Here is a 23,851-nt window from a genome sequence, read left to right on the forward strand (position 1 = left end):
AACTTATACGAAACCCATGATCGAGCAGTCCGAAAAGCGCGTCGCCGGCCCGGTGATCCGTCTTCATTCCAATGACAACGTCGTGATTGCCCGCACGGATGTAGCGATGGGCACGCGCGTGGATGCCGAAGACTTCGTGAGCCGAAGCCAGGTCACGGCAGGCTACAAGATCGCCGCCCGCGCCATCCGGCATGGCGAGCCGATCCGCAAATACAACGTGGTGATCGGTTTCGCCGCCGCCGATATCGCACCGGGCACGCTGGTTCACGGACACAACGTCGAGTTCCGCGACTTCGATCGCGACTACGCCTATGGCGAGGACTATCGCGCGGTCGAGCAGTTGCCTGTCGGGAAGCGCGCGACGTTTCAGGGCATCGTGCGCGCGGATGGCAGCGTGGCGACGCGCAATTACATCGGCATTCTCTCCACCGTGAATTGCTCGGCCACGGTCGTGCACAAGATCGCGGAATGGTTCACGCCCGAGCGAGTGGCGGATTACCCGAACGTGGATGGCGTGGTGGCGTTCAGCCATTCGATCGGCTGCGGCATGGAGATGAGCGGCGAGCCCATGCAACTGCTGCGCCGCACGATGGCCGGCTACGCGCGCCACGCGAATCTCGCGGCGGCACTTATCGTCGGACTCGGTTGCGAACGCAATCAGTTGCAAGGCCTGCTCGATCAGGAGCATTTGAGCGCAAGTTCGCGACTGCATACCTTCACGATGCAGGAAACCGGCGGCACGCGCAAAACCATCGAGGCGGGCATTGAAGCTGTGAAGGCGTTGCTGCCCCGCGCCAACGACGTCACGCGCAGCACGGTCGATGCGAGCCATCTGAAGATCGGCCTGCAATGCGGCGGTTCGGACGGCTTTTCCTCGATCAGCGCGAATCCCGCGCTCGGCGCCGCGATGGACATTCTCGTGCGTCACGGCGGCACCGCCATCCTGTCGGAAACGCCCGAGGTCTATGGCGTCGAACATACGCTGACGCGCCGCGCCGTGAGCCGCTCGGTGGGCGAGAAACTCGTGGATCGCATCCGCTGGTGGAAGGAAGAATATTCGGTCGGTCGCGATGTGCAGATCAACGGCAAGGTGAGTCCGGGCAATCAGGTCGGCGGCCTCGCCAACATCTTCGAGAAATCGATCGGCTCGTCGATGAAAGGCGGCACCACGCCGCTCATGGAGGTGTATCGCTACGCCGAGCCCGTGACGCAAAACGGCCTCGTTTTCATGGATACGCCGGGCTTCGATCCGGTCTCCGCGACCGGACAGATCGCGGGTGGCGCGAACCTCATCGCGTTCACGACAGGGCGAGGTTCCATGTTCGGCGCGAAGCCCGTGCCATCGATCAAGCTCGCCACCAACACGCCGATGTATCGCCGTCTCACCGAGGACATGGACCTGAATTGCGGCGCCATTCTCGATGGCGAAGCGAGCATCGAAAGCATGGGGCAGGTCATCTTCGACGCGCTGCTCGCCACCGCTTCGGGCGAGCGCAGCAAGAGCGAACTGCTCGGCCTCGGCGATCACGAATTCGTGCCGTGGCAGATCGGCATCATGAGTTGAGAGTGAGGATTTAGACGCGACAGCATCGGCAAGGCAGGACCTTCGCGGCCGAGGGCTTCATGGCCGCTCCATAACTAAAGCAGTCAAGGAGACATATGAAGACCGGCAAATACCGCTATGTGGTCGCGGGCCTGCTATTCACGGCAGGCGCGATCAACTACATGGATCGCGCGGCGCTCGGCATCGTCGCGCCCATCGTTGGCAAGACGCTCGATCTTTCGCCCTCGCAACTCGGCATCATCTTCAGCAGCTTCTTCATCGGCTATTCCATCTTCTCCTTTCTCGGCGGCTATTTCTCCGACAAGTGGGGCACCGTGCGCGTGTTCACTTACGCCATGGGCATCTGGTCGCTGTTCTGCGGACTCACAGCGGCCGCGACGGGATTCGTCTCGCTGCTCGTATGCCGCGTGTTCTTCGGCATTGGCGAAGGGCCGATGAGCTCCAATACGAATCGCACGATCTCGAACTGGTTTCCGCGTCACGAGACCTCGACGATGATCGGCTTCACGTTCTCCGGACAGACACTCGGCAATGCCATTGCGGGACCGGTGGTCGGTCTGATCGCGTATGCGTTCGACTGGCGCACGTCGTTCATCGTGATCGCCGTGCTCGGCTTCCTGTGGCTCGTGGTGTGGCGCATCTTCGTGACCGACAAGCCCGCGCAAAACGCGCGCGTGCGCGATGACGAACGTCGCATGATCGACGAGAGCCGTTCCATTGCCGAAGCCGCGAACGTGGAGGACGACGGCATGACGCTCGGCGCGTATCTGCGCCGCCCAAGCACGCTCGCGCTCGGCGCGGGTCTCTTCGCCGTGAACTACACACAGTACGTGTTCATCTCGTGGTTGCCGAGTTATCTGACCAACGTGATGCATCTCGACCTCAAGCAGATGAGCATCATCACGTCCATTCCGTGGATTTGCGGCGCCATTGGTTACTTTGGCGGCGGGCTGGTAGGCGACTGGATTTATCGTCGCATGGACGATCCAGTGAAGGCGCGCAAGCTCGTCGCGACGATTCCGCTCGCGCTGTCCGGTGTCGCCGTGCTGTGCATCACGTCGGCCACTTCGCTCGTGGCGGCGGTCGCGCTCATCGCGGCGGCGCTCCTGTTCCTCACCGGATCGTGCCAGGCCATCTGGGCGATCCAGCACGAGATTCTGCCGCTGCATCGGCAGGGCGGCGTGGGTGGCTTCATCCACTTCCTGAGCAACCTGTCGGGCATCATCGGACCGGCGCTAACAGGGGTTCTCATCCAATACTTCGGCGGCTATCACAGCGCGTTCTTGTTCGGCGCGCTGATCGACTTCACCGGCGTCATCGCCATGGTGCTTTTCGTGCATAACCGCCGCGCATCCGAACTCGGCATCGCAAGCCAATCCTTGCGATAAACACGGAGAGACAACGCATGAAACGGGTTTTGATCACGGGCGCGGCCGGACTTATCGGCCGCGCGCTACGCGCCGGATTCGCGGGCCATTACGCGCTACGCCTTGCGGACATCGCGCCGCAAGCGAGCGCGGGCGAGCATGAGGAAATCGTCACTGCCGACATCACGCGTCCCGAGCGCTTGCGCGAGATCATGGAGGGCGTCGATGTGGTCGTGCATCTCGCGGGCATTCCCGACGAGGACACGTGGCAGAAGATTCGCGACATGAACATCGATGGCTGCTACAACGTCTTCGAGGCGGCGCGCGAGGCGGGCGTGAAACGCGTGGTGTTCGCGAGTTCGAATCATGCGGTGGGCTTCCATCGGCGCGACAGGATGATCGACGACACGGTCATGGTTCGCCCCGATAGCCGCTATGGTGTGTCGAAGGCGTTCGGCGAAGCGCTCGGGCGTTTGTATGCCGACAAGTACGGCATGTCGGTGGCGTGTTTGCGCATCGGTTCGTTTCGTCCCGACGACAAGCCGACCGAACCGCGCCACCTTTATTCGTGGATCAGTCATCGCGACATGGTGCAACTGACGCGTCGCGCTATCGATGCGCCGGACTATCACTTCGTCATCGTTTATGGCGTGTCCGACAATGCGCGCAATCGCTGGAGCAATGCGAATGCGCGTGCGCTCGGCTATCGACCGCAGGACGATGCGCAGACGCATGCGCTGGAAATCTCCTCATCGAGCGACGCGGAAGACGCGACCGAGGCGCTGTTTCATGGCGGCTTCGGTTGTCTTCGCGAGTTCGAGGGAGACACGCAGCGCATCGATTAATACGTGCAGGCACATTCGAATAAAACAGGAGACAGCCTTGTCGAAGTGGAATGGAAAGCGTCGTGAGACGTTGAAGGCGCTGAGTGCGCTCGTTGCATCAGCGGGTGGTTTGGCATTGAGCGGTTGCGCAGAAACGCGAGTACAGAGTGACGCGCAGCAAGTGAAATGGTCCACCGGCACCGAGCGCACGAAGCTCGCGATGCCGCCCGATGCGACCGACTGCCATCATCACATCTACGATCATCGCTATCCGTGGGCGCCCGAAGCGACGCTCAAGCCCGGCGATGCAACCGTCGACGATTATCGGCAACTGCAAAAGCGCATCGGCACGACACGCAATGTCATCATCCAGCCGTCGAGTTATGGCGTCGATAACCGTCTGCTCGTCGAATCCATCGCGCGTTTCAACGGACGCGCACGCGGCATCGCGGTCGTCAATACGAGCGTGACTCAGACGGAACTCGAAGCCTTGAATCGCGCTGGCGTACGCGGTATCCGCTTCAATCTCGCGCCACCGGGAACGACCACGCTCGATATGGTGAAGCCGCTTGCGGCTCGTATTGCGCCAATGGGGTGGCATGTGCAGGTGAACGCACCCGCTGCGTTTTTGATGCAGGCGCGAAGCACGTGGTACGACTTGCCGTGTCCGGTCGTATTCGATCATCTTGCGCACGTGCCGGAACCCGATGCGGTGCATCAGGCTTCTTTTCAGATGGTCTCCGAGTTGCTGACGAGCGGGAAGGCGTACGTGAAGCTGATCGGCTTCTACAACGAGACGCAGGTCGGGCCGCCTTCGTATGCGGATAGCGTCGCGCTCGCGGCGGGCTTTGCTCAGGTCGCGCCGGAGCGCGTGCTGTGGGGAAGCGACTGGCCGCATCCGACGGAGCAGCCGTTGAACCGCATTCCCGATGATGCCTTGCTCGCGGACCTTTTCGCCAACGTCGTGCCGGATGAAGCGACGCGCAAGCGCATTCTCGTCGATACGCCCGCCACGCTGTATCAGTTCTAATTACTCGATATGTACGGGCGTCAATGCCCGTCCTGTCGTGAAGAACGAGACGACGTTGTCGGCGGTGAGTTTGGCCATTGCAAGCCGCGTCTCATGCGTCGCGCTGCCGATATGCGGGCTCAGCACGACATTGTCCAACTGTCGCAAAGGCGAATCGTTGAGCGGTTCGTGCTCGAAGACATCGAGCGCGGCGCCCGCGAGCGCCTGACGTTCCAGCGCTGCAACTAGCGCCGCTTCATCCACGACAGAACCGCGCGCAATGTTCACGAGCATGCCCTTGGACCCAAGCGCGTCGAGCACGGTAGCATCGATCAGATGACGCGTCGCGCTGCCGCCCGGACAACTCGCGATCAGAATGTCCGACCAGCGCGCAAGCTGAACGGGCGTCTCGAACCATTCGAACGGCAGCGCCTGACGCGTGCGCCCGAAGTACGCGATCTCGACATGGAACGGCGCGAGTCTTCGAGCGATCTCCTTGCCGACGCGCCCCATGCCGACAATCCCGACGCGCTTGCCCGCCAGGTTCGAGCCGAGCGGCAGTACGCCGTTCGACCACGCGCCTTCGCGTACGAAGCGGTCGGCGCGCGGCAGTTGCCTTAGCATCGCGAGCACGAGTCCTATCGTCAGTTCGGCGACGGCCGCGTTAAGCAGATCGGGCGTGTTGGTCACGACGATGCCGCGTTCGCGCGCAAACTCGACCGGAATGCGGTCGAAGCCGACGCCGCTCGTCGCAATGATGCGCAGCGCGGGTAATTGTTCGATGAGCGCGATGTCGATGTCGTAGTTGGACCGTGTGACGATAGCGCCGATGCGCGCGCGGAGCGCGTCGTCAGCGCCGATCTCGGCGAGCGTGTGTAGAGCGAGGCGCTCTTTCAGCAAGGCCTCGGCAATGGCAGGAAACTCGCCTATCCGCAAAACGGGTGGCACATTCGTGTCGTTGGCGGTCATCGTCGAATCCTTACTTGTTGACGAGCTTCGCCGGCACAAAGACGAAAATCAGCAACGCCGACAACGCAAGCGAAGCCGCAACCACGAACAGTCCCGACGAAAGCGAATGCGTGATCGATTTGAGCCAGCCGATCACGGCCGGGCTTACGAATCCGGCAAGATTGCCCGTGCAGTTGATGAGCGCGATGCCCGCCGCCGCGCCCGTGCCGCCGAGAAACGCCGTGGGCAGCGCCCAGAACATCGGCAGCGCGGTGATGACGCCCGCAGTCGCGAGCGTGAGGCCGGCCACCGATATCGCCGATGACGCGCCGAAGAGCGCGCACAGCACGAAGCCCGCTCCGGCAATGAGCGCGGGCAGCGCGACGTGCCAGCGCCGCTCGCGTGTGCGGTCGGCGTGCTTGCCGGTGAGGATCATCGCGATGAGGGCGACGGAATACGGAATCATCGTCAGAAGGCCGATGATGAACGCGTCTTCTATACCCGTCGAACGCAGGATGGTCGGCTGCCAGAAGCCGATTGCGTACGAACCCATGACAATGCCGAAGAGAATCAGGCACATCAGGTACACGCGCGCCGACGTGAACACCGCGCGCACCGAGCCGTGCGTTTGCGTGGCGGTATCGGCGGTGATTTCATCGAGGATCACGCGCTTTTCGGGTTCGGAGAGCCAGGTGGCGTCGGCGACGCGGTCATCGAGATGCTTCAGGATCACGAAGCCGAGCACGATGGACGGCACCGCTTCGATGATGAAGAGCCACTGCCAACCTTCGAAGCCACCCACGCCGCTCATCGAATGCATGATCCAGCCGGACGCCGGTCCGCCGATAAGCCCCGACACCGGATTGCCCGCCATCAGGAGCGCAATCATCTTGCCGCGCCGATGCGAGGGGAACCAGTAGGTCAGATACAGCACCATGCCCGGAAAGAAGCCCGCTTCCGCGACACCGAGCAGAAACCGCACGGCGTAGAACTGCATGGGCGTGGAGACCCAGGCAGTGGCCATCGATAACGCGGCCCAGGTAATCATGATCCGCGCGATCCAGCGCCGCGCGCCGATGCGATGCAGCAGAAGGTTGCTCGGTACCTCGAAGAAAAAGTAGCCAACGAAGAACAACCCCGCACCGAGGCCGTACACGGCTTCGCTCAGATGCAACGAGTTCAACATCTGCAGCTTGGCGAAGCCGACGTTGACGCGATCCAGATAAGCGACCACGTAGCCGACGAACAAGAGTGGCATGAAGCGCAGCGCAACGCGGCGAAAGATGGAATCGGCGTCGTCGGTTGCTATCGATGCGGGAAGTGAAGGGCTGTCGTACAAGATTTGTCTCCGTTTTTATTCGTATGGTTGTACGGCGGTTCAGTGCGCGGGTTCGCGAACGCCGAGCTGATCGGCATGCGGAATGGAAAAGCCGATGGCGTCCAGCGCGTTTTCAAGCTGCACGCGTTGCGTGCCATCGAGTTCGACGAGCGGCGGGCGCAAATTCGCCCAGCCTTCATCGCCGGATTGCCATGCAATGGCCGCTTTCATCGCGGCGATCATTGGGAAGCGCTGGAACACCGCGCGCGTTTCGTCTAGGCGGCGTTGCTGTGCGGGCGCATCGACGGCGCGCCATTCGCGCGCGAGCTTGCCGATGGCCGCCGCATTCACGTTGCCCGTCGCGGTGATGCAACCCGCGCCGCCCGCTTGCAACGTGCGCAACAGGAACGTCTCGCTGCCCGCGAAGACTTCGAAGCCCGTGGACGCGAAAGCATCGATGACGGCCGACGTGTTGCTCCAGTCGCCCGAGCTGTCCTTGATGCCCGCAATGGTGCCCGGATACGCCTTCAGCAAGCGTTCGATGAGTGCAAGGCCCAACGGCACCTGCGCGACCGGCGGAATGTGATAGAGATAAATCTTCAGACGCGCATCGGCGACAGCGTCTATCACGGTGGCGTATGCGCGGAACAGGCCTTCGTCGCTCACGCCCTTGTAGTAGAACGGCGGCAGCATCAGCACGCCGCCACAGCCGTTCGCTACCGCATGGCGTGTGAGTTCGATGGTGTCCGGCAACGCACAAGCGCCGGTGCCAGGCATCATGCGTGCAGCGGGCAGGCCTGCGCCGATGAGCGCATCGAGCAGTCCGCGCTTCTCCGCGACGGACATGGAGTTGGCCTCGGAATTCGTGCCGAACACGGCCAGCCCGACATCGTCGTCGAGCAACGCGCGGCAGTGGCGAATCAGACGCTCGGCCGATGGCGCGCCGTTATCGTCGAATGGCGTGAGAACGGGCGACAGCGCGCCCTGAAAGGTCTTTGATGTAGTCATGGCAAGCGTCTCCGGTGTCGTTCGAGGGTCGCGCCAGTATCGCCGTGGGTTGGATATGGAAGAACAAGGGTGCGCTTGCTTCAAAGACAAAAAATTCTTGTGTCTTATGCGGACGCTTCCCGTGAACGCAAAAAAGGCCGCTCGAAAGCGGCCCTGGCGTGCTTCAGCATGACGCGTCTAGCTTCTTGGCGTCGTGCCGCGCTTCTCCGTCGCGCGCAAGAAATCGAAGTCGACGCCTTTATCCGCTTGCGTCACCGTATCGAGAAACAGCTTGCGGTATCCACGCTCCGCTGTCGGTATCGTCACGGGATGTCGGGCCGCACGCGCAGCGAGTTCCTCGTCGCTGATCAGCAGGCTGATCTCGCGCTTCGACACGGACAGGCGAATGCGGTCGCCCGTCTGCACGTGCGCAAGCGGCCCGCCGATCGCCGATTCGGGCGTCACGTGCAGCACGATCGTGCCGAATGCGGTGCCGCTCATGCGGCCATCGGAGATGCGCACCATGTCTTTGACGCCCGCCGTCGCGAGCTTGCGCGGGATCGGAATGTACCCGGCTTCCGGCATGCCGGGCGCGCCCTTCGGACCGATGTTCTTGAGCACCAGAATGTCATCGGCGTTGACGTCGAGATCGGCGGAATCGATGCGCGTGGCCAAGTCCGCGCCGTTCTCGAACACCACCGCGCGGCCCTCGTGCTCCATGAGTTCGGCGTTCGCCGCCGATTGCTTGATGATCGCGCCGCCCGGCGCGAGATTGCCTTCTAGGACGGCAATACCGCCTTGCGGATAGATCGGGTTGTCGAACGAGCGCACGACATCCTGCACGAAGGCCGGACCCGCCGCTTCGATCTCCTCGCCGAGCGTGCGGCCCGTGACGGTCAGCGCGTTCAGATTGAGAAGCGGCTTGAGTTCGCGCAGCAGCGTGGCCATGCCGCCCGCCTTATGAAAATCCTCCATGTAATGCGAGCCGGACGGCTTCAGATCGAGCAGCACGGGCGTCTCTCGGCCCATGCGGTCGAGCGCTTTCAGATCGACGTCGTAGCCCATGCGTCCGGCAATGGCGGTCAGATGCACGATGCCATTGGTCGAACCGCCGATAGCCAGCAGCACGCGCATGGCGTTCTCGAAGGCATCGGCGGTGAGGATCTTGTCGATGGTGAGGTCGTCCTTCGCCATCTGCACGGCTTGCGTGCCGGTCATTTCGGCGACGCGCATGCGGTCCGATGTCACCGCGGGCGGCGCGGCGCCGCCCGGAACGGTCATGCCGAGCGCTTCGGCAATACACGCCATGGTGCTTGCCGTGCCCATCACCGAACACGTGCCCACGCTCGCGACGAGCTGGTTGTTGACCGCCGCGATTTCCGTCTCGTCGATCTCCTCCGCGCGAAAACGTCCCCAATAGCGCCGGCAATCGGTGCATGCGCCCACGCGCTCGCCGCGATGCGCGCCCGTCAGCATGGAACCGGTGATGAGCTGGATCGCCGGGATATTCGCCGATGCCGCGCCCATCAGTTGCGCGGGCACGGTCTTGTCGCATCCACCGATCAGCACGACGGCGTCCATGGGCTGCGCGCGAATCATCTCCTCGGTGTCGATCGACATGAGGTTGCGCAGATACATGCTGGTCGGCTGCGAGAACGATTCGGCAATGGAGATGGTCGGGAAGTCCATTGGCAGGCCACCCGCGAGCATCACGCCGCGCTTGACGGCCTCGATCAGCTGCGGCGCGTTGCCATGACACGGGTTATACGCGCTGCCTGTGTTGACAATGCCGATCACCGGCCGGTCGAGCGCGCTGTCCGTATAGCCCGCGCCCTTGATGAAAGCCTTGCGCAGAAAGAGCGAGAAGCCGCTGTCGCCATAGCTCGTCAGCGATTTGCGCAGGCCGCCGGGTTGCGGGTCTTGTTCAGCGCCGGACTTTTTCTTGAATGTGTCGCTCATGTTGCTGGCGTCTCCTGTAGGTGTGTCCGCATTATCGCGGCTGGCTTGCGTTGCCGCGACACGCTCGCGCTTGCTTCAAACCATAGAACTTCTTGCTTCCGGACGTGACTATTGCTTCGGTTTGCCCGACCCGTGCCGCGTCCGTTCGATAGAGTCCGCCGCGCCGAGAAACGCCTGCACGAGCCGGATGCGCGCGCATGAACGTCCCCATAACAAGCCGACGAGACGCTTGGGCGCCGCGTTGGGGAGCGCCCACTTGCGCACGGAAATGCCCGGATACTCGTGCGGCGCCCAGTCCGGCACGAGCGAGACGCCCAGCCCGCGATCGACCAGCGTGGCGATGGCCGCGAGGCCATCGAGTTCGCAGCGCTGATTCGGCTTGATGCCTTGCTGCCGTAAATACGCATCCGCGAGTTGGCCGCCGACCACGTTACGGTCGTAGCGAATGAAGGGTTCTGAAAGCAAGGTGGCGTGGACGTCGTTGACGTTCATCGCGGCGGGCGTCAGAAGCACGAGCGGCTCCGTGCGAAACGTATGCCAGTCGCAGCTTTTCGGGAGATTGAAAAGCGGTTGCGCGATCACGGCGGCATCGAGATCGCCTGCCGTCACCTTGCGATAAAGATCGAGCGACGTGCCCGGCTCCAGATAGAAGTCCATCTGCGGATGATGACCGAGCAGCACCGCGAGCGCGTCGGGAATGAGGCTGCCCATCATCGTCGCCATGCCGCCAAGACGCAGTTGACCGCCTAATTGATCCGTGTCCTCGATGTCCGAACGCAAGTCGCGAATGTCGTGCAGCACCGCTCGCGCCCGCGCGAGAATGCGCTCGCCGGCTTCCGTCGCGCCCACCGTGCGGCCCGAGCGACGCACGAGCGTGGCGCCGAGTTCGGCTTCCAGCATCTTGACGCGTTGCGCAACGGCGGCGGGCGTCAGATCGAGCCTGCGCGCGGCTTCCGCGATCGAACCCAGTTCGACGACGAACACGAAGCTCTGCAGATAGCGCGAGTCCATCGATAAAAAATTTTGGGTTTGAAGAAGCCAAAGGATACTTCTTCTGCGGCGCGCATGTCATCAGACTCGTTCTTGCGGTTCTTGACGACAATACAGGGAGACAGCCATGCCTATCATCGAATCCATCGCCGTATGCGCGGCCGCGGTGCCGCTCGATCGCGTCACGTCCTTTTCGACGCGCACGGTGTCCACGCGTCATTACGGCCTCGTCAAGGTGCGCTCGACCGATGGCGTCGAAGGCATCGGCTTTTGCTATATCGGCAGCTCGGCGGGCGAATTGCTGACCGTGGCGGTGGAGCAGTTGCTCGCGCCGGTGCTGATCGGCCGCGACTCGTACGCTGTGGAAGGACTCTGGCAGACGATGTATAACGAAGCGTTATTGCAAGGACGCGCGGGCACCGTGATGCGTGCGCTGTCCATTCTCGATGTCGCGCTGTGGGATCTCAACGCGCGCACGCATGGCGTGGCCTTGCACAAATATCTCGGCGCGAACGAGCTCGAAAGCGTGCCGGCCTACGCGAGCGGAGGCTACTATCTCGACGGCAAGACACCTGAAAAGCTCGGCGAGGAAATGGCCGGCTACGTGGAGATGGGTTTTCGGGCGGTGAAGATGAAAGGCGGGCGTTTGTCGCCGCAGGAAGAGGAGCGGCGCGTGAAGGCGGCACGCGAAGCCGTCGGGCCGGACGTCGAACTGATGATCGACATGAACAACGGCTGGACCGATCTCACGCAGGCCTTGCAGCATGTGCGCCGCATCGAGCAATACGATCCGTACTTCATCGAAGAGCCCTTTTCGCCAGACGATGTCGACAATCACGCGAGGCTTGCGAAGGCCACGCGCATTCCGGTGGCGACGGGCGAGATCGGCTATGGCCGCTGGTATCACAAGGAATTGCTCGACCAGGGCGCGGCCGCGATTCTGCAATCGGATGCGGCGGTGTGCGGCGGCATTACCGAATGGCGCAAGATCGCGGCGACGGCGGCAAGTCATGGTGTCGTGATGTGTCCGCACTGGTTCCACGACCTGCACGCGCCGCTCGTCGCTGCCACGCCGAACGCGCGCTACGTCGAATATTTCTGGGACGATCAGGTGCTCAACTTCCGCCGTCTAGTGGACCGCCAGTTGTCGCATGAGAACGGGCGCGTCAAGCTGCACGACGCGCCCGGCCTCGGCTTCTCCTTCGATGAATCGCAGGTAGCGAAGTACGGGCAGTGGAAGCGGATTTGAAGGCTTTTATTCGGTCCTGGTTGCGATGGCGTGCGCCCGTTTTATCGACGACTCATGAGCTTTAAAGATCGAACCCGAGTTGCGCTTTGCCGAGCGGCGTCAGGTCTTGCATCGTGGCGCGTCCGACGAAGTCGACTTCGAAGTGATCGGCGGGAAAGTCGGGCGGGCTTCTGCCTTCGAGGAAAGCGGGCAACTGGCGTTTGAGATATTCGTCGTTCTTGGCGCACGCAGGCGCCGAAGCGATATACATCACGTTGCTGTAGCCCGCGCCGCGATGCGCGTCTTCCACGGCGTGGATCACGTCGCTGTGCCAGAAGACGGTGTCGCCCGCCTGCATGTGCGGGATCGAAGACAACGCTTCGAAAAGCGGTGCATGAAATTCGGGCTTGATAGAAAGCGCGCGGCCGGGCATGGCGCCGCACAGGTCGTCGTCGGCGACATCGTCCTGAAGGGCGCGCAACAGGATATACGCCATCGAGTTCGCAATCGGCACGAGCTGCAACGTGCCGTCGCCCGGACCTTGCGGCGTGAGCGCGGTCCATCCTTGAAACGTGCGGAACATGGAGCACACCGCGGGCGACGCGATCTCCTCGACATCCGGCCGGAACGCGGCGTCGAATGGGTCATATTGACGCCAGTTGCCGTCGAACACATGCCGGTACACCTTGCGGAAATTTGCTTCGATCCATCGTTCGACCGAGCCGCCGTCGCAATGCGCGGACAAACCCAACGACTCGGAGCCGGGCGGACGGCGACGCATGCGGTCGGCATACACCGGCACGCGCTCGGGATCGAAATGAACGCGGCCTTCGCTCTCGACGCGCCACAAGCGGTTGAGGAACAAGCGCGCCGCAGTCAAGGAAGGCGCCTGCCGTGCCAGCACCTGCGGCTTCGACCAGTACACGCCGTAAATCTGCGGCTTGCTCGAGGCGAGCTGGCCGAAGTATTTGTCCTCGGCGCGGTTCTGCAGTCGCGTATCGAGGTCGTTGCGCTCGACATACTCCGCGATATCGCGGTCCCATTGTTCGACGATCGATGCTTCGAACACATTGCGGATCACGCACGCACCACGCGACTTGATGAGTGCGATCTGCTCCGCGCTCACCCGCTGCTGCGCGATCTCGGAGAACTGGATTTCAGGGATGACGTTCTCGCCGCGATTACGTCGCTCGGCAATCTCGCTGGCCTCGGCGTGGATTGCTTCTTCCACTTCGGCGAAGACTTCGCGATAGTTCGGCAGCCGCTCGCGAAGCGCTCGTTTGGCTTGCCGGATGGTTGCCGGCAAATCGTCGATTTCAAGTGCCATGGTTGTCTCCGTATGGGTTTTGCCATACCGGCAGAATAGGCCGATCACGCCTGCAGAAGTGATACCATCCGGACAACTTCTTCGCGTCTTCTGCCATGAAACCCGCATACGAACACGTCGAATTCGGTGATGAATGTTCGGTGAGGGTTTACCACCGGCGTCTGCCGCGCATTCCTTTCGAATGGCACCATCATCCCGAATACGAGTTGACGCTCACGCTCAACAGCCACGGCAAGCGTTATATCGGCGATTCGATCGAGGGTTATTCCGACGCGGATCTGGTGCTCGTGCCACCGAATCTCCCGCATACGTGGGCGTCGAACCGTTCGATCAATTCGAGCGTGCCTCAGGTCGCCATCGTGATCTGGTTCAGTGGCGAATGGGCGCGGCGGCTCGCGGATGTCTGCCCCGAATACACACCCTTGCGCGACCTCTTGCGCCGAGCCGCGTGCGGACTGGCGTTCGGTGAGGAAGTCGGCGCCGCGATGCGCACGCAACTCGACAAGCTGCTTTGCAACGCGCCTCGCGAACGCCTGGCCGCCGCGCTGAACGTGCTTTGCTCGCTGGCGGAAGCGCCTGGTCAACCGCTTGCATCGCCTGCTGCGTTCAGTGAGCGTACGGACGGTCCTTCGGGTCACGAACCGGAACGCATCAACCGCGTGCTCTCGATGATCGACTCGCGCTTTGCCGAACCGCTGCGTCTTTCCGAGCTTTGCGAGGCGGCCAACGTGTCGGAACGTTCGCTTGCGCGCTACTTCGAGCAGCACATGGGCGAGAGCGTGGGACGATACATCACGCGGGTCAGAATCGGACATGCCTGCCGCATGCTCGCGCATACGTCCGCGCCGGTGTCCGTCGTCGCGGCGCGCTCCGGGTTTCCGAATGTCGCCAACTTCAACCGGCAATTCAAGGCGATGAAGGACCTCACGCCCGTCGCTTATCGAAGACAATTCGCGGCCGGTGATGTTGCCGAGGCGCACGCCGGGCCGCGTATCACCGAGCGCTCGCCTTCGTTGCAGCGCAATCCGCGCATGCCGAAGTCGATTGCGTGACGGCGTCATGCGTCACGGTCACGCATGACGCCACTTAAGTTAGCATTGACCCTTCCGTTTTTGCAACCTTCCTTGGAGATGGCTCATGCAATGGCCTGAACCGCGCTCATTCGATGTGAACCTGAATACCGGGCTGATGGAAGGCACGGGCACGCGCTACCAGAAGCGCCTCGACGATCTCGCCGGCTTGTACGCCGATGCATCCGCCTTCGACGCGCTGGCTTCCGCTCGCGGCAAGGATGTCGTGTACGACGTGACCGATCATCGCCCAAGCGATCAGCCGGGCGACCTCATCACCGGCGTCACGCGCATGTCGCCAGGGAAGGTCGGCCGCGAATACTTCATGACGCGCGGGCATATTCACGCGAACATCGACCGGCCGGAGTTGTATTTCGGTCTCAAGGGCGACGGGCTCATGTCGATGGAGTCGCCGGACGGAGAGACACGCATCGTCGAAATACACGCGCATACCGTGTGCTACGTGCCGCCGCGCTGGATTCATCGTTCCGTCAACACGGGCGCGGAAGACTTCGTGATGCTGTTCTGCTATCCGGCGGATTCGGGGCAGGACTACGCGATCATCGAACAAGCGGGCGGCATGCGCTTGCGTATCGTCGATGACGGTCAGGGCGGCTGGCGCAGCGAAGCGAATCCTGCGTATCGCGAGCGTTCGCAAGCCGACGTGGAAGCGCTGATCGCGCGCGGCGCGCGTGCCGAAGGAGCGGCGCGATGAGTTACCAAGCCGCGCAACGGCCGACGTTTTACTTCATCGGCGTGACGACCGCGCAAAGTTCGATCATGCGCGTGTTTCCCGCATGGGCAAGGCATCTCGGGCTCGGTAATGTCGAGATGAAGGGCATCGACTTCGAGCCGCATTCGCCGGCGAATGCGTATCGCGAAGCCGTCGAGTTCTTGCGCGACGATCCCTTGTCGGTTGGCGCGCTCGTCACCACGCACAAGATCGACTTGTACGCTGCGTGCCGCGATCTCTTCGATGAGATCGATCCTCACGCGCTCATGATGAGCGAAACGAGTTGCCTCTCCAAGCGCGACGGCAAGTTCGTCTGTCACGCCAAGGACCCGATCACTTCCGGCTTCGCGCTCGATGGCTTCCTGCCCGAACAGCATTTCGCAACGACGGGCGCGGAAGCGTTCTCGATGGGCGCGGGCGGCTCGACCATTGCGATGACATGGCATCTGATGCAACCAGGCCGTGGCGCGAATCGGCCGTCGAAGGTGATCGTATCGGACCGTTCCGCGGCGCGGCTCGAGGAGATCGAGCGGATTCATCGAGAGATCGGCGCTGGCGTTGCATGCGAGTACGTGCTCGTGCAGGACGCAAAGGACAATGACGTGGTGCTCGCGCGATTGTCTTCGGGCGCGTTGGTGATCAATGCGACGGGACTTGGCAAGGACGCGCCAGGTTCGCCGCTCAGCGACGCAGCCGTGTTCCCGGAACGCGCCGTGGTTTGGGAGCTGAATTATCGCGGCGATCTGGTCTTTCTCGAACAGGCGCGTGCGCAGGCGCTTCAAAAGCAATTGCAGATAGAAGACGGGTGGACTTACTTCATCTACGGCTGGACCCGCGTGATGGCCGAAGTGTTCCATGTCGAGATTCCGTCGCGTGGACCCGCGTTCGATGAGCTATGCCGGATCGCGGCGGAAGCGGGCAAGCCGGCGCCTGCGCGCCCGGTTGCGTGATGAGCGTATCTACGCGGGACATCGAAAATTGCGCGCTGGATTTGCTTGGCGGACGTGCCGCGACTTCTTCCATTTGTCCATCGGATGTGGCACGCAATCTAGTGAGCGACGAAGATGGATGGCGCGCGCTGATGCCTTTGGTCAGGGACGTAGCCGCGCAAATGGCGCGTGAAGGCAAAGTGCTGATCACACAAGGGGACGTGACGCTGGACCCCGATGCAATGAGTCATGGGCCCATTCGCTTGCGGCGCGGGCCGGCTTTTCCGGCATCGGCATAAAGAGCGTAAGCGGTCCGCGTCATCGTCGAGCCGACACGGACCCGCTCATGCACGTTAAGAAGCCATCCCCATGGCCGGATCGGAAACGAGGTCCTTGCCATTCTCCACACGTCCCGCGAAGCGTCGCTTGAACGCGTTCAGACCGCTGCACGTGACCATGAAGTCGTACCAGTTGCCGCTATCGGCAATTGGCCAGGTCACTTCGACGACCGAGTTCGCAGCCACCGTCGTGACCCACGGACCATTCGTGAGATAGGCCAGCGCTGCCGTCGTGAACGTGCACGACTGATTGCCGCGGTTGTAGAGCTTCACGCTGACGAGCGACGTATCGCACGGCTGATAGCAAACCTGAATCTCGGCATTCGCGGATGCGCTCACTTCCTTCAGATTGCCCGCAAACTCGCGGTGGTAACCATTGGGTCCAAGCACCCACAGGTCGTATCGCCCCGCATCGCTGGCAGGCACGGTCCACGTTCCCGTCAGCGACTTGCCCGCCTCGACGACGAAGCGGCGCGGCACGAGTTCGAGATGGTTTCTGTCGTACACATGAAACACCGCGCCCGCGTTGTTCGTGCTGCCATTCGCGAATTCGAGCGCAACCGTGCTTGCGTTGGCGTTCACATGCGCGGTCGTGTGCAGCTCGTAAGGCAAGGCGCGCGACGGACGTGTACCGGTAGCCTGCGCGGGCAACGGCGAACTCGCCGTCACGGACTGCGCCTGGATCGCGGATGCCGCCGCCTGCGACTTGGCGAGCGCATCGGCCGAGTCCTTCGTCGTGCGCCCGGAGAGCGTCGGCAGCGCGGCATCGTTCGGATTGACGAAGTTGAAGCACGAGGTCAGGTCGCCGCAAATCGCACGCCGATAGCTGCTGATCTGCGGTTCGGTCACGCCGAAGCGCTTTTCGAGGAACATGAGCGTCGAGGTGTGATCGAAGACCTGCGAGTTCACGAAGCCGCCACGGCTCCACGGCGAGATCACCCACATCGGCACGCGCGGGCCGGGGCCGTAAGGTCGTCCGTCGGTCTTCGGCTGATTGCTCGTTGCCGGCGCGAAGTTGTGATATTCCACCGCCATGTCGGTGTCGGACAAGGTGCTCGCACCCGCGAGCGTGCCATCGCTTGCGTGCGACGGCGCGCTCGGCGGCGGAAGGTGATCGAAGAAGCCATCGTTCTCGTCGTAATTGACGAGCAGCACGGTCTTGCTCCACACATCCGGGTTCGCGGTCAGCGCATCGAGCACTTCCTGCACGTACCAGCCGCCTTGCGTGGGACTCGACGGACCGGGATGCTCGCTATACACGGACGGCGGGATGATCCACGATACGGCAGGCAGCGTGCCCTTCTGGATGTCGTCGCGAAACGTTTCGAGAAAGCCTTGTGGCATGGTGTTGCCGAAGCCTTTCGCGAGCGGACTCAGGGCGTCGTCGATCGATGAATCGTAGAACGCGCCCGCCGCCGTCACGGGTTGCGTGATGTCCGTGTTCGCCACGTACACCGGTCGCCGTGCGGCGGGCATCTGCTCGATTGCGGTGCGCCAGTGGCGAAAGCTCATCATCTCGTTGCAGCCGAAATTGTCGATGAGACTTTGATACACCTTCCAGCTCACGCCCGCGTTTTGCAGACGGTCCGCATAGGTCGTCCAGGTCCAGCCGGTTGACGACGAGCCAATGTCATTGCCGCCATTGAACTCGTTGTTCAATGCGGCCACCTTGACCGGCGCGTTGGTCGACGGACTCAAACCGTTGGGACCGTTCGTGCCGGTCCAGTAGAAGAGACGGTTTGCAATCGTGCCGGTGTGCATGCCGCAGTGATACGAATCGCACAGCGTGAAGGCGTCCGCGAGCGCGCGATGAAAGGGCACTTCGACCGTTTCGTAATACCCCATCGACAAGGGCTTCTTCGCTGTCGGCCATGCCGCCATGCGGCCGTTGTCCCATGCGGCCTGCGAGTCGGACCACGTATGCGGTGTGCTGCCCGCGCGCAGTGCGTTGCCTTTCGACTCGTCGAGATGATAGGGAATCAGCGTGCTCGTCGAGCCGGAACTCGTGTAGTTCTGATAGAAGACGTTTGCGCCGTTGGGCGAGGGAATGGCAAAGCGGTCGCCATAACCGCGCACGCCCTTGAAGGTGCCGAAATAGCTGTCGAACGAACGGTTTTCCAGCATCAGCAACACGACGTGCTGAACGTCCCTGATCGTGCCCGTGACGTTGTTCGCGTCGATGGCGAGCGCGCGCCGAATAGCAGGCGGGAACGTGGAAAGCACGGCGGCGGAAGCGGCGGTGCCAAGCGACGTCTTGATGAAGCTTCGTTTAGATGGACTGAATGTCATGCCATTGATGAGTTTTTGATGTGGGAATGCGACTCAGGGAGCCGGCGCGCAGTGGCTGATCTTGCAGGACGACGCGTTGGTCGAGGCGGGCGTTGCCGACTTGTCGTCTCCTCCGCAAGCGGCGAGCGTAAGCGCGATGCAAATCAGCACGCTTGCCAGCGACGGTCTGCCGAGCGCAGTCAGGTGGGGCATGGTTGTCGTCATCAGAAAAAGAACGAGTGAGAAACTGGATGGAATTTCCGGCCGGACATTCCATGTTCGTAAGCAGGCGCCTGATTTCTGACGGAAATGTAAAGGTAATTTTTGGCAGAAATATGAAGGTTCAAGAAAGTCGTTCGAAATTCGGTAGGCTTGATGCCTTTCGGACGGCGGGCGCCAGGCTCGCTGCTTGCGCTGCACGCCAGGTTCATCGCGCTTCGACTTCACTCGTACTCAAGGAAACTGACTCATGCTGAAAATCCATCACCTCGGGCACTCGCAATCCGAGCGTATCGTCTGGCTGTGCGAGGAGCTCGATGTTCCATATGAGCTCGTCAAGTACACGCGCGATGCACGCACCATGCTGTCACCGCCCGAACTCGTCGCGTTGCATCCGCTGGGCGCGGCGCCGCTCATCGAAGTCGATGGCATGTTGCTCGCCGAGTCCGCGGCTATCGTCGAGTTCATTCTCGCGCGCCATGGCGACGGCAGATTGCAGCACGCGCCGGATCATCCCGACTTCGCGTCCTATCTCTACTGGTTTCACTTCGCGAACGGCAACCTGCAGCCGGTCATGGGACGCTCGATGATGATCGGCCGCGCCGGTTTGCCGGTGGATCATCCGGTGCAAACCGCCGTGCAGGGACGGCTCGATAAAGTGCTGGCGCTCATCGAAGATCGGCTGGGACAGGCGGACTATCTTGCGGGCAGCGACTTTACGGCCGCCGACATCATGAGCGTATTTTCGTTGACTACCATGCGTATTTTTCAGCCGCTGGACCTTTCGCCGTATCCCAACATACGGGCTTATCTGCAGCGAATCGGCGAACGCCCGGCGTATCGGCGAGCGATGAAGAAGGGCGATCCCGACCTGACGCCGATGCTTACCTAGGGACATCGATGAAGCGCCGGGCGCAGGCCGGTTCCGGCGTTGTCGTTCCTCGTTACGCGGCCTCGCCCAAAGCCCGCTACGCCGAAAACCAGTAGTAGATCGCATTTTGGCGCAGTAACGTCGATGCACGGAGCGACCCTCTGTCGGACGCAGGTCAACGTTACCGAGGACAACGATATGGTTTCCAGAAACGACGGCCGCCTCGCCGGCAAGGTGGCGATCATCAGCGGCGGCGCGGGTGGATGCGGCGCAGCGGCATCGGAACTGTTCGCGCAACAGGGCGCGAAGGTCGCCATCATCGACCGGGACGTGGATGCCGCCATTGCGCTCGCCTCCCGGCTCAACGAAGCGGGATTCGAAGCGCTAGGTCTGGGTGCGGACGTCTCCCGTCAAGCCGATGTCCGGAAAGCCGTCGCAGCCGCGAAAGAGCAATATGGCAACGCGGACATCCTCTTCAATCACGCCGGCACGCTGATCGTCAAACCGTTCCTCGAAATAGAGGAATCGGAATGGGACTGGCTGATGGGCGTGAACGTCAAAAGCATGTTCCTCATGACGCAGGCGGTCCTGCCGCAGATGCTCGAAAAGGGCAAGGGCAGCATCGTGTGCACCTCGTCGATCTCGGCGGTCTACGCCACGCCCGGCGAAGTGCTCTACGACGCCACCAAGGGCGCATGCCACATGTTCGCCCGCGCGATAGCCGTCGAATACCGCGATCGGGGCATTCGCTGCAACGCCGTGGCGCCTGGATTCATTCGCACGCCGCACGGCATGCGCGAGCTTCGCGACCTGCAGGCAATGGGTGTCGATGCCACTGAGGCCGCCATCGCGCTTCAGCAGGGCAGGCTGTGCGAGCCGTCCGAAGTCGCTGCTGCGGCGCTGTTTCTGGCATCCGACGAAGCGAGCTTCGTCAACGGAACGCATCTCTTCGTGGATAACGGCTTCTCCGCCGTGTAAAGAATCAGGTAGCGCTTCGAAATTTGGCTACTTACCGTGCCTGTTGCGCGTCGCGCGTTAGCGTGACAGGCAATACGGACGTCGAATTCTGGTTCCTTCCCGGCAGGCATTCGTGACGGAGTGAATATGAACGCAAAGCACCAGTCTGAAGCAAGCAGCGACAGCGACGTGAGCCTGTTGCACAAGATGGGTTATGCGCAGGAGTTGTCCCGGCGCATGAACGGCTTCTCGAACTTCGCGGTCTCGTTCTCGATCATCTGCATCCTGTCGGGCGGCATCACCGCTTTCCAGCTGGCGCTTTCGGCGACGGGCGGCGCGTCCGTCGGGCTCGGGTGGCCGCTTGGCGCGTTGTTCGCGTTGATCGTCGCGGTGTCGATGGCGCAGATCGCGTCCGCGTTTCCCACAGCGGGCGGGCTGTATCACTGGGGCTCGATCCTCGGCGGCAAGCAGTTGGGATGGCTCACGGCATGGCTCAACCTGATTGGTCTGATCTTCGTCATCAGCGCGATCAACTTCGGCACCTACGATCCGTTCTTCAAGACGCTGATCGCGCCGATGTTCGGCGTTGCGCCCGAAAGCCTGACGTGGTGGCACCAGACCGCGTTCCTCGCGATCATCACGTTGTCGCAGGCGCTGCTCAATGCACGCGGGATCAAGATCGCCAGCAAGATCACCGATCTCTCGGGCTATCTCATCTTCGTCGTCACCATCGTTCTGGTCGTGGCGCTGCTCTATTACTCGTCCGTGCCGCTCGATCTGCATCGGCTCGTCACGTTCACCAACTTCACGGGCGTCGATGGCGGCGCGTGGCCGAAGCAATCGACGCCGCTCGCGTTTCTCGCGGGCTTGCTGCTCGTGACGTACACCATTACCGGCTTCGACGCTTCCGCGCACACGTCCGAGGAAACGCACGATGCCGCGCGCAACGTGCCGAAAGGGATCATCGGCTCGGTGTTCTGGTCGGCGGTCTTTGGCTACGTCATGGTCTGCACCTTCGTGCTCGTCATGCCGGATCTCACGGCGGGCATGAAACAGGGCACCGGTTTCTTCGAAGCCATTCTCGCGCCGATTCCGACGACGTTGCGCGTGTGTCTCGAACTCGCGATGTTCTTCATCAACTATGTCTGCGGGCTTGCGGCCATCATGTCCACCTCGCGCATGATGTACGCGTTCGCGCGCGATGGCGGGCTGCCCGGCTCGAAGTTTCTGCGTCACGTGAGCCCGAAGCATCGCACGCCGGGCGCGGCGATCTGGACTTGCGCCATACTTGCCATTCTCATCACGCTGTATGGCGATGCCTTCTCCGTGCTCAGCGCCGGCAGCGCGGTCTTCCTGTACATTTCCTACGCGATGCCGATTGCGCTCGGCATGTTCGCCGAAGGCCATGGCTGGACCGAGAAGGGACCGTTCCAGCTCGGCCTCTGGTCCAAGCCGCTCGCGTTGCTGGCGACGGTTGGCGCGTGCGTGCTCGCGTATGTCGGCATTCAGCCGCCGAACGAAAAAGTGCTGTACGTGCTCGTTGGATTCGTGATCGCGTTGCTCGTCATCTGGTACGGCTTCGGGGTGCGCAAGACCTTTGCGGGTCCGCCGTCGATGAAGTCGGATGCGGATATGGCGCGCATCGGCAAGCTCGAAGCCGACGTCGATCAGGCAGTGCGATAGTGCTGCATGCCCGTCATGTCCCGCTTCATGCGCTGCCTCGCTCGACAATGGTAAAGCCCAGGTCGATACGCGGATTCGCGGGGCGCTTGCCTTCGAGATAATCGAGCAGCATGTCGCCCGCCAGTTTGCCGATTTCAAGCGATGGAACGCGGATCGTCGTGATGCCCGGATGCGTCGCCGCCGCGATGGGCAAGTCCACGAAGCCCATGATGGCGACGTCTTCCGGCACGCGTATGCCGCGCCGCTGACACTCGAACAACACGCCCGCGGCGAGCATGTCGCTGGAACAGAACACGGCGTCGAGGTCCGAGCGGCGTTCGAGCAGCCTGTCGAAGATCTCGGGCGCGTCGTTGATACCCATTGGCCGGTCGAGCGTGATGGCCTCGATCTTGTGAAGCCCCGACTGCTTCGCGCCCGCCCGAAAGCCTTGCAAGCGGCCGGTCGAACGGACATCCATGCTGCCGAGAAAACCGAGATTGCGTCGTCCCTTGCTTGCGAGATAGCGCGCCACCGCAGCACCGGCATCGCGATGCGAGAAACCGATACGCATGTCGATCTGATCGTTGGACGTGTCCCATGCCTCGATCACCGGAACGCCGCAACGGCGAATGCGCTTGTCCACTTCCGCCGGCGTCGATGTGCGTATGAGCATGATGCCGTCGACGCGGCGCCCGATGAAGGCATCGATGAGCCGCATTTCCTCGGCTGCGTCGTAACGGCATTGACCGAGCAGCAACTGATAGCCCTTGTCGGCCAGCGCTTGCGACAGCCCGCTGATGGTGTCCGAAAAGAACGCGTTCTCGATAGTCGGAATGACCGCGCCGATGATCTTCGACCGGTTCGACGCCAGGCTTCCTGCATTCAGGTTCTGCACGTAACCGAGTCTTTCGATTGCGGCCTGCACCGCCGCCAGCGATTCGGGCGATACGAGCTCGGGCTGATTCAACGCGCGCGAAACGGTCATGCGCCCGACCTTCGCCTCGCGAGCGACGTCTTCCATGGTGGGCCGGGGCAAGGTGGGTTCGGACGCGGTGGCGCTTGTTTTCATGGTGCTTCGTTTCGTTTCGTTGGTGATCTGTGTTTCGTGCGCGGAGGGTCGATCAGGGAAGACCGCTGCTTGACACTCCGACGGTTCCACTTTACCTTGAATGGGAGCGCGCACATAGCTGGTTGCGAACCGAGCATGATGCAGTGCAATGACGTTGCCAACGCGCCGCGTCGGCGCTTGCGAATGGGAGCGCTCCCAAAAGGCAGGTCCGTTC

General features: G+C 62.1%; 21 protein-coding genes. 12 read left to right on the top strand and 9 right to left on the bottom strand.

Annotated elements, in window-relative coordinates; translation table 11 throughout:
- The first annotated feature begins 16 nt into the window (after positions 1–16).
- From ACYQ47_RS10155 to ACYQ47_RS10170, 4 genes are all read left to right on the top strand, one after another.
- Positions 17–1,564, top strand: a complete 1,548-nt coding sequence (locus ACYQ47_RS10155; RefSeq protein ID WP_459905300.1) for a UxaA family hydrolase — start codon at positions 17–19, stop codon at positions 1,562–1,564.
- A gap of 95 nt (positions 1,565–1,659) precedes the next feature.
- Complete coding sequence (locus ACYQ47_RS10160; protein ID WP_244830629.1) at positions 1,660–2,952, top strand: MFS transporter; 1,293 nt, start codon at positions 1,660–1,662, stop codon at positions 2,950–2,952.
- 17 nt (positions 2,953–2,969) lie between these two features.
- Positions 2,970–3,776, top strand: coding sequence for an NAD-dependent epimerase/dehydratase family protein (locus ACYQ47_RS10165; RefSeq protein ID WP_459905301.1), 807 nt, complete (start codon positions 2,970–2,972; stop codon positions 3,774–3,776).
- A gap of 37 nt (positions 3,777–3,813) precedes the next feature.
- Positions 3,814–4,785: an amidohydrolase family protein gene (locus tag ACYQ47_RS10170; protein WP_309958619.1), complete on the top strand. Its 972-nt coding sequence runs from the start codon at positions 3,814–3,816 to the stop codon at positions 4,783–4,785.
- Here ACYQ47_RS10170 and ACYQ47_RS10175 read toward each other — a convergent pair whose 3' ends face one another.
- The 5 genes from ACYQ47_RS10175 to ACYQ47_RS10195 form a co-directional block, all read right to left on the bottom strand.
- Positions 4,786–5,733 carry a 2-hydroxyacid dehydrogenase gene (locus ACYQ47_RS10175; protein ID WP_459905302.1) on the bottom strand — a complete coding sequence of 316 codons (948 nt, stop codon included), beginning with the start codon at positions 5,731–5,733 and terminating at the stop codon, positions 4,786–4,788. It lies immediately after the preceding gene.
- Positions 5,734–5,743: 10 nt separating this feature from the next.
- On the bottom strand, positions 5,744–7,051 hold the full coding sequence (locus ACYQ47_RS10180; RefSeq protein WP_459905303.1) for an MFS transporter: 1,308 nt from the start codon (positions 7,049–7,051) through the stop codon (positions 5,744–5,746).
- Between the two features lie 39 nt (positions 7,052–7,090).
- Positions 7,091–8,038 (bottom strand): dihydrodipicolinate synthase family protein, encoded by a 948-nt coding sequence (locus ACYQ47_RS10185; protein WP_459905304.1) that lies wholly within the window; start codon positions 8,036–8,038, stop codon positions 7,091–7,093.
- A 177-nt stretch (positions 8,039–8,215) separates the two neighbouring features.
- On the bottom strand, positions 8,216–9,976 hold the full coding sequence (locus ACYQ47_RS10190) for an IlvD/Edd family dehydratase (RefSeq protein WP_459905305.1): 1,761 nt from the start codon (positions 9,974–9,976) through the stop codon (positions 8,216–8,218).
- 108 nt (positions 9,977–10,084) lie between these two features.
- Complete coding sequence (locus ACYQ47_RS10195; RefSeq protein WP_244830616.1) at positions 10,085–10,987, bottom strand: LysR substrate-binding domain-containing protein; 903 nt, start codon at positions 10,985–10,987, stop codon at positions 10,085–10,087.
- Positions 10,988–11,093: 106 nt separating this feature from the next.
- On the opposite strand from ACYQ47_RS10195, the gene ACYQ47_RS10200 reads away from it, so the two are divergent.
- Positions 11,094–12,215, top strand: a complete 1,122-nt coding sequence (locus ACYQ47_RS10200) for a mandelate racemase/muconate lactonizing enzyme family protein (RefSeq protein WP_459905306.1) — start codon at positions 11,094–11,096, stop codon at positions 12,213–12,215.
- Between the two features lie 61 nt (positions 12,216–12,276).
- On the opposite strand, the gene ACYQ47_RS10205 is transcribed toward ACYQ47_RS10200, so the two are convergent.
- Positions 12,277–13,521 (bottom strand): DUF1479 domain-containing protein, encoded by a 1,245-nt coding sequence (locus ACYQ47_RS10205; RefSeq protein WP_459905307.1) that lies wholly within the window; start codon positions 13,519–13,521, stop codon positions 12,277–12,279.
- A 95-nt stretch (positions 13,522–13,616) separates the two neighbouring features.
- On the opposite strand from ACYQ47_RS10205, the gene ACYQ47_RS10210 reads away from it, so the two are divergent.
- The 4 genes from ACYQ47_RS10210 to ACYQ47_RS10225 all read left to right on the top strand — a co-directional run bounded on the left by ACYQ47_RS10210 (position 13,617) and on the right by ACYQ47_RS10225 (position 16,552).
- Positions 13,617–14,573: a helix-turn-helix domain-containing protein gene (locus ACYQ47_RS10210; RefSeq protein ID WP_459905308.1), complete on the top strand. Its 957-nt coding sequence runs from the start codon at positions 13,617–13,619 to the stop codon at positions 14,571–14,573.
- An 85-nt stretch (positions 14,574–14,658) separates the two neighbouring features.
- Positions 14,659–15,306, top strand: coding sequence for a glucose-6-phosphate isomerase (locus ACYQ47_RS10215; protein ID WP_310392086.1), 648 nt, complete (start codon positions 14,659–14,661; stop codon positions 15,304–15,306).
- Positions 15,303–16,274, top strand: a complete 972-nt coding sequence (locus ACYQ47_RS10220; RefSeq protein ID WP_459905309.1) for a shikimate dehydrogenase family protein — start codon at positions 15,303–15,305, stop codon at positions 16,272–16,274. Before ACYQ47_RS10215 ends, ACYQ47_RS10220 begins: the two co-directional genes overlap by 4 nt.
- Complete coding sequence (locus tag ACYQ47_RS10225; RefSeq protein WP_250511611.1) at positions 16,274–16,552, top strand: DUF3253 domain-containing protein; 279 nt, start codon at positions 16,274–16,276, stop codon at positions 16,550–16,552. Before ACYQ47_RS10220 ends, ACYQ47_RS10225 begins: the two co-directional genes overlap by 1 nt.
- 54 nt (positions 16,553–16,606) lie before the next feature.
- Here the strand turns inward: ACYQ47_RS10225 and ACYQ47_RS10230 are convergent, their stop codons facing one another.
- On the bottom strand, positions 16,607–18,880 hold the full coding sequence (locus ACYQ47_RS10230) for a phosphocholine-specific phospholipase C (RefSeq protein ID WP_244830598.1): 2,274 nt from the start codon (positions 18,878–18,880) through the stop codon (positions 16,607–16,609).
- Positions 18,881–18,913: 33 nt separating this feature from the next.
- Positions 18,914–19,072, bottom strand: coding sequence for a hypothetical protein (locus tag ACYQ47_RS10235; protein WP_459905310.1), 159 nt, complete (start codon positions 19,070–19,072; stop codon positions 18,914–18,916).
- A 256-nt stretch (positions 19,073–19,328) separates the two neighbouring features.
- Between ACYQ47_RS10235 and ACYQ47_RS10240 the strand changes: the two genes are divergently transcribed.
- The 3 genes from ACYQ47_RS10240 (at position 19,329) to ACYQ47_RS10250 (ending at position 22,589) form a co-directional block, all read left to right on the top strand.
- A complete protein-coding gene (locus ACYQ47_RS10240; RefSeq protein WP_250469697.1) occupies positions 19,329–19,970 on the top strand; it encodes a glutathione S-transferase family protein in 642 nt (213 codons plus the stop codon).
- Between the two features lie 177 nt (positions 19,971–20,147).
- On the top strand, positions 20,148–20,927 hold the full coding sequence (locus ACYQ47_RS10245) for an SDR family NAD(P)-dependent oxidoreductase (protein ID WP_459905311.1): 780 nt from the start codon (positions 20,148–20,150) through the stop codon (positions 20,925–20,927).
- A 126-nt stretch (positions 20,928–21,053) separates the two neighbouring features.
- Complete coding sequence (locus ACYQ47_RS10250; protein WP_459905312.1) at positions 21,054–22,589, top strand: amino acid permease; 1,536 nt, start codon at positions 21,054–21,056, stop codon at positions 22,587–22,589.
- Positions 22,590–22,614: 25 nt separating this feature from the next.
- On the opposite strand, the gene ACYQ47_RS10255 is transcribed toward ACYQ47_RS10250, so the two are convergent.
- Positions 22,615–23,637 carry a LacI family DNA-binding transcriptional regulator gene (locus ACYQ47_RS10255; RefSeq protein WP_459905313.1) on the bottom strand — a complete coding sequence of 341 codons (1,023 nt, stop codon included), beginning with the start codon at positions 23,635–23,637 and terminating at the stop codon, positions 22,615–22,617.
- Positions 23,638–23,851: the final 214 nt, after the last annotated feature.

It is taken from the genome of Caballeronia sp. HLA56 (genome assembly GCF_054655155.1).

Excerpts from the sequence above, each read along its gene's own strand:
- ACYQ47_RS10220 (WP_459905309.1), top strand. The coding sequence starts at position 15,303 with ATGAGTTACCAAGCCGCGCAACGGCCGACGTTTTACTTCATCGGCGTG.
- ACYQ47_RS10200 (WP_459905306.1), top strand. The coding sequence starts at position 11,094 with ATGCCTATCATCGAATCCATCGCCGTATGCGCGGCCGCGGTGCCGCTC.
- ACYQ47_RS10155 (WP_459905300.1), top strand. The coding sequence starts at position 17 with ATGATCGAGCAGTCCGAAAAGCGCGTCGCCGGCCCGGTGATCCGTCTT.
- ACYQ47_RS10250 (WP_459905312.1), top strand. The coding sequence starts at position 21,054 with ATGAACGCAAAGCACCAGTCTGAAGCAAGCAGCGACAGCGACGTGAGC.
- ACYQ47_RS10160 (WP_244830629.1), top strand. The coding sequence starts at position 1,660 with ATGAAGACCGGCAAATACCGCTATGTGGTCGCGGGCCTGCTATTCACG.
- ACYQ47_RS10255 (WP_459905313.1), bottom strand. The coding sequence starts at position 23,637 with ATGAAAACAAGCGCCACCGCGTCCGAACCCACCTTGCCCCGGCCCACC.
- ACYQ47_RS10190 (WP_459905305.1), bottom strand. The coding sequence starts at position 9,976 with ATGAGCGACACATTCAAGAAAAAGTCCGGCGCTGAACAAGACCCGCAA.
- ACYQ47_RS10165 (WP_459905301.1), top strand. The coding sequence starts at position 2,970 with ATGAAACGGGTTTTGATCACGGGCGCGGCCGGACTTATCGGCCGCGCG.
- ACYQ47_RS10240 (WP_250469697.1), top strand. The coding sequence starts at position 19,329 with ATGCTGAAAATCCATCACCTCGGGCACTCGCAATCCGAGCGTATCGTC.
- ACYQ47_RS10185 (WP_459905304.1), bottom strand. The coding sequence starts at position 8,038 with ATGACTACATCAAAGACCTTTCAGGGCGCGCTGTCGCCCGTTCTCACG.
- ACYQ47_RS10205 (WP_459905307.1), bottom strand. The coding sequence starts at position 13,521 with ATGGCACTTGAAATCGACGATTTGCCGGCAACCATCCGGCAAGCCAAA.
- ACYQ47_RS10210 (WP_459905308.1), top strand. The coding sequence starts at position 13,617 with ATGAAACCCGCATACGAACACGTCGAATTCGGTGATGAATGTTCGGTG.
- ACYQ47_RS10230 (WP_244830598.1), bottom strand. The coding sequence starts at position 18,880 with ATGACATTCAGTCCATCTAAACGAAGCTTCATCAAGACGTCGCTTGGC.
- ACYQ47_RS10215 (WP_310392086.1), top strand. The coding sequence starts at position 14,659 with ATGCAATGGCCTGAACCGCGCTCATTCGATGTGAACCTGAATACCGGG.
- ACYQ47_RS10245 (WP_459905311.1), top strand. The coding sequence starts at position 20,148 with ATGGTTTCCAGAAACGACGGCCGCCTCGCCGGCAAGGTGGCGATCATC.
- ACYQ47_RS10195 (WP_244830616.1), bottom strand. The coding sequence starts at position 10,987 with ATGGACTCGCGCTATCTGCAGAGCTTCGTGTTCGTCGTCGAACTGGGT.
- ACYQ47_RS10225 (WP_250511611.1), top strand. The coding sequence starts at position 16,274 with ATGAGCGTATCTACGCGGGACATCGAAAATTGCGCGCTGGATTTGCTT.
- ACYQ47_RS10235 (WP_459905310.1), bottom strand. The coding sequence starts at position 19,072 with ATGCCCCACCTGACTGCGCTCGGCAGACCGTCGCTGGCAAGCGTGCTG.
- ACYQ47_RS10175 (WP_459905302.1), bottom strand. The coding sequence starts at position 5,733 with ATGACCGCCAACGACACGAATGTGCCACCCGTTTTGCGGATAGGCGAG.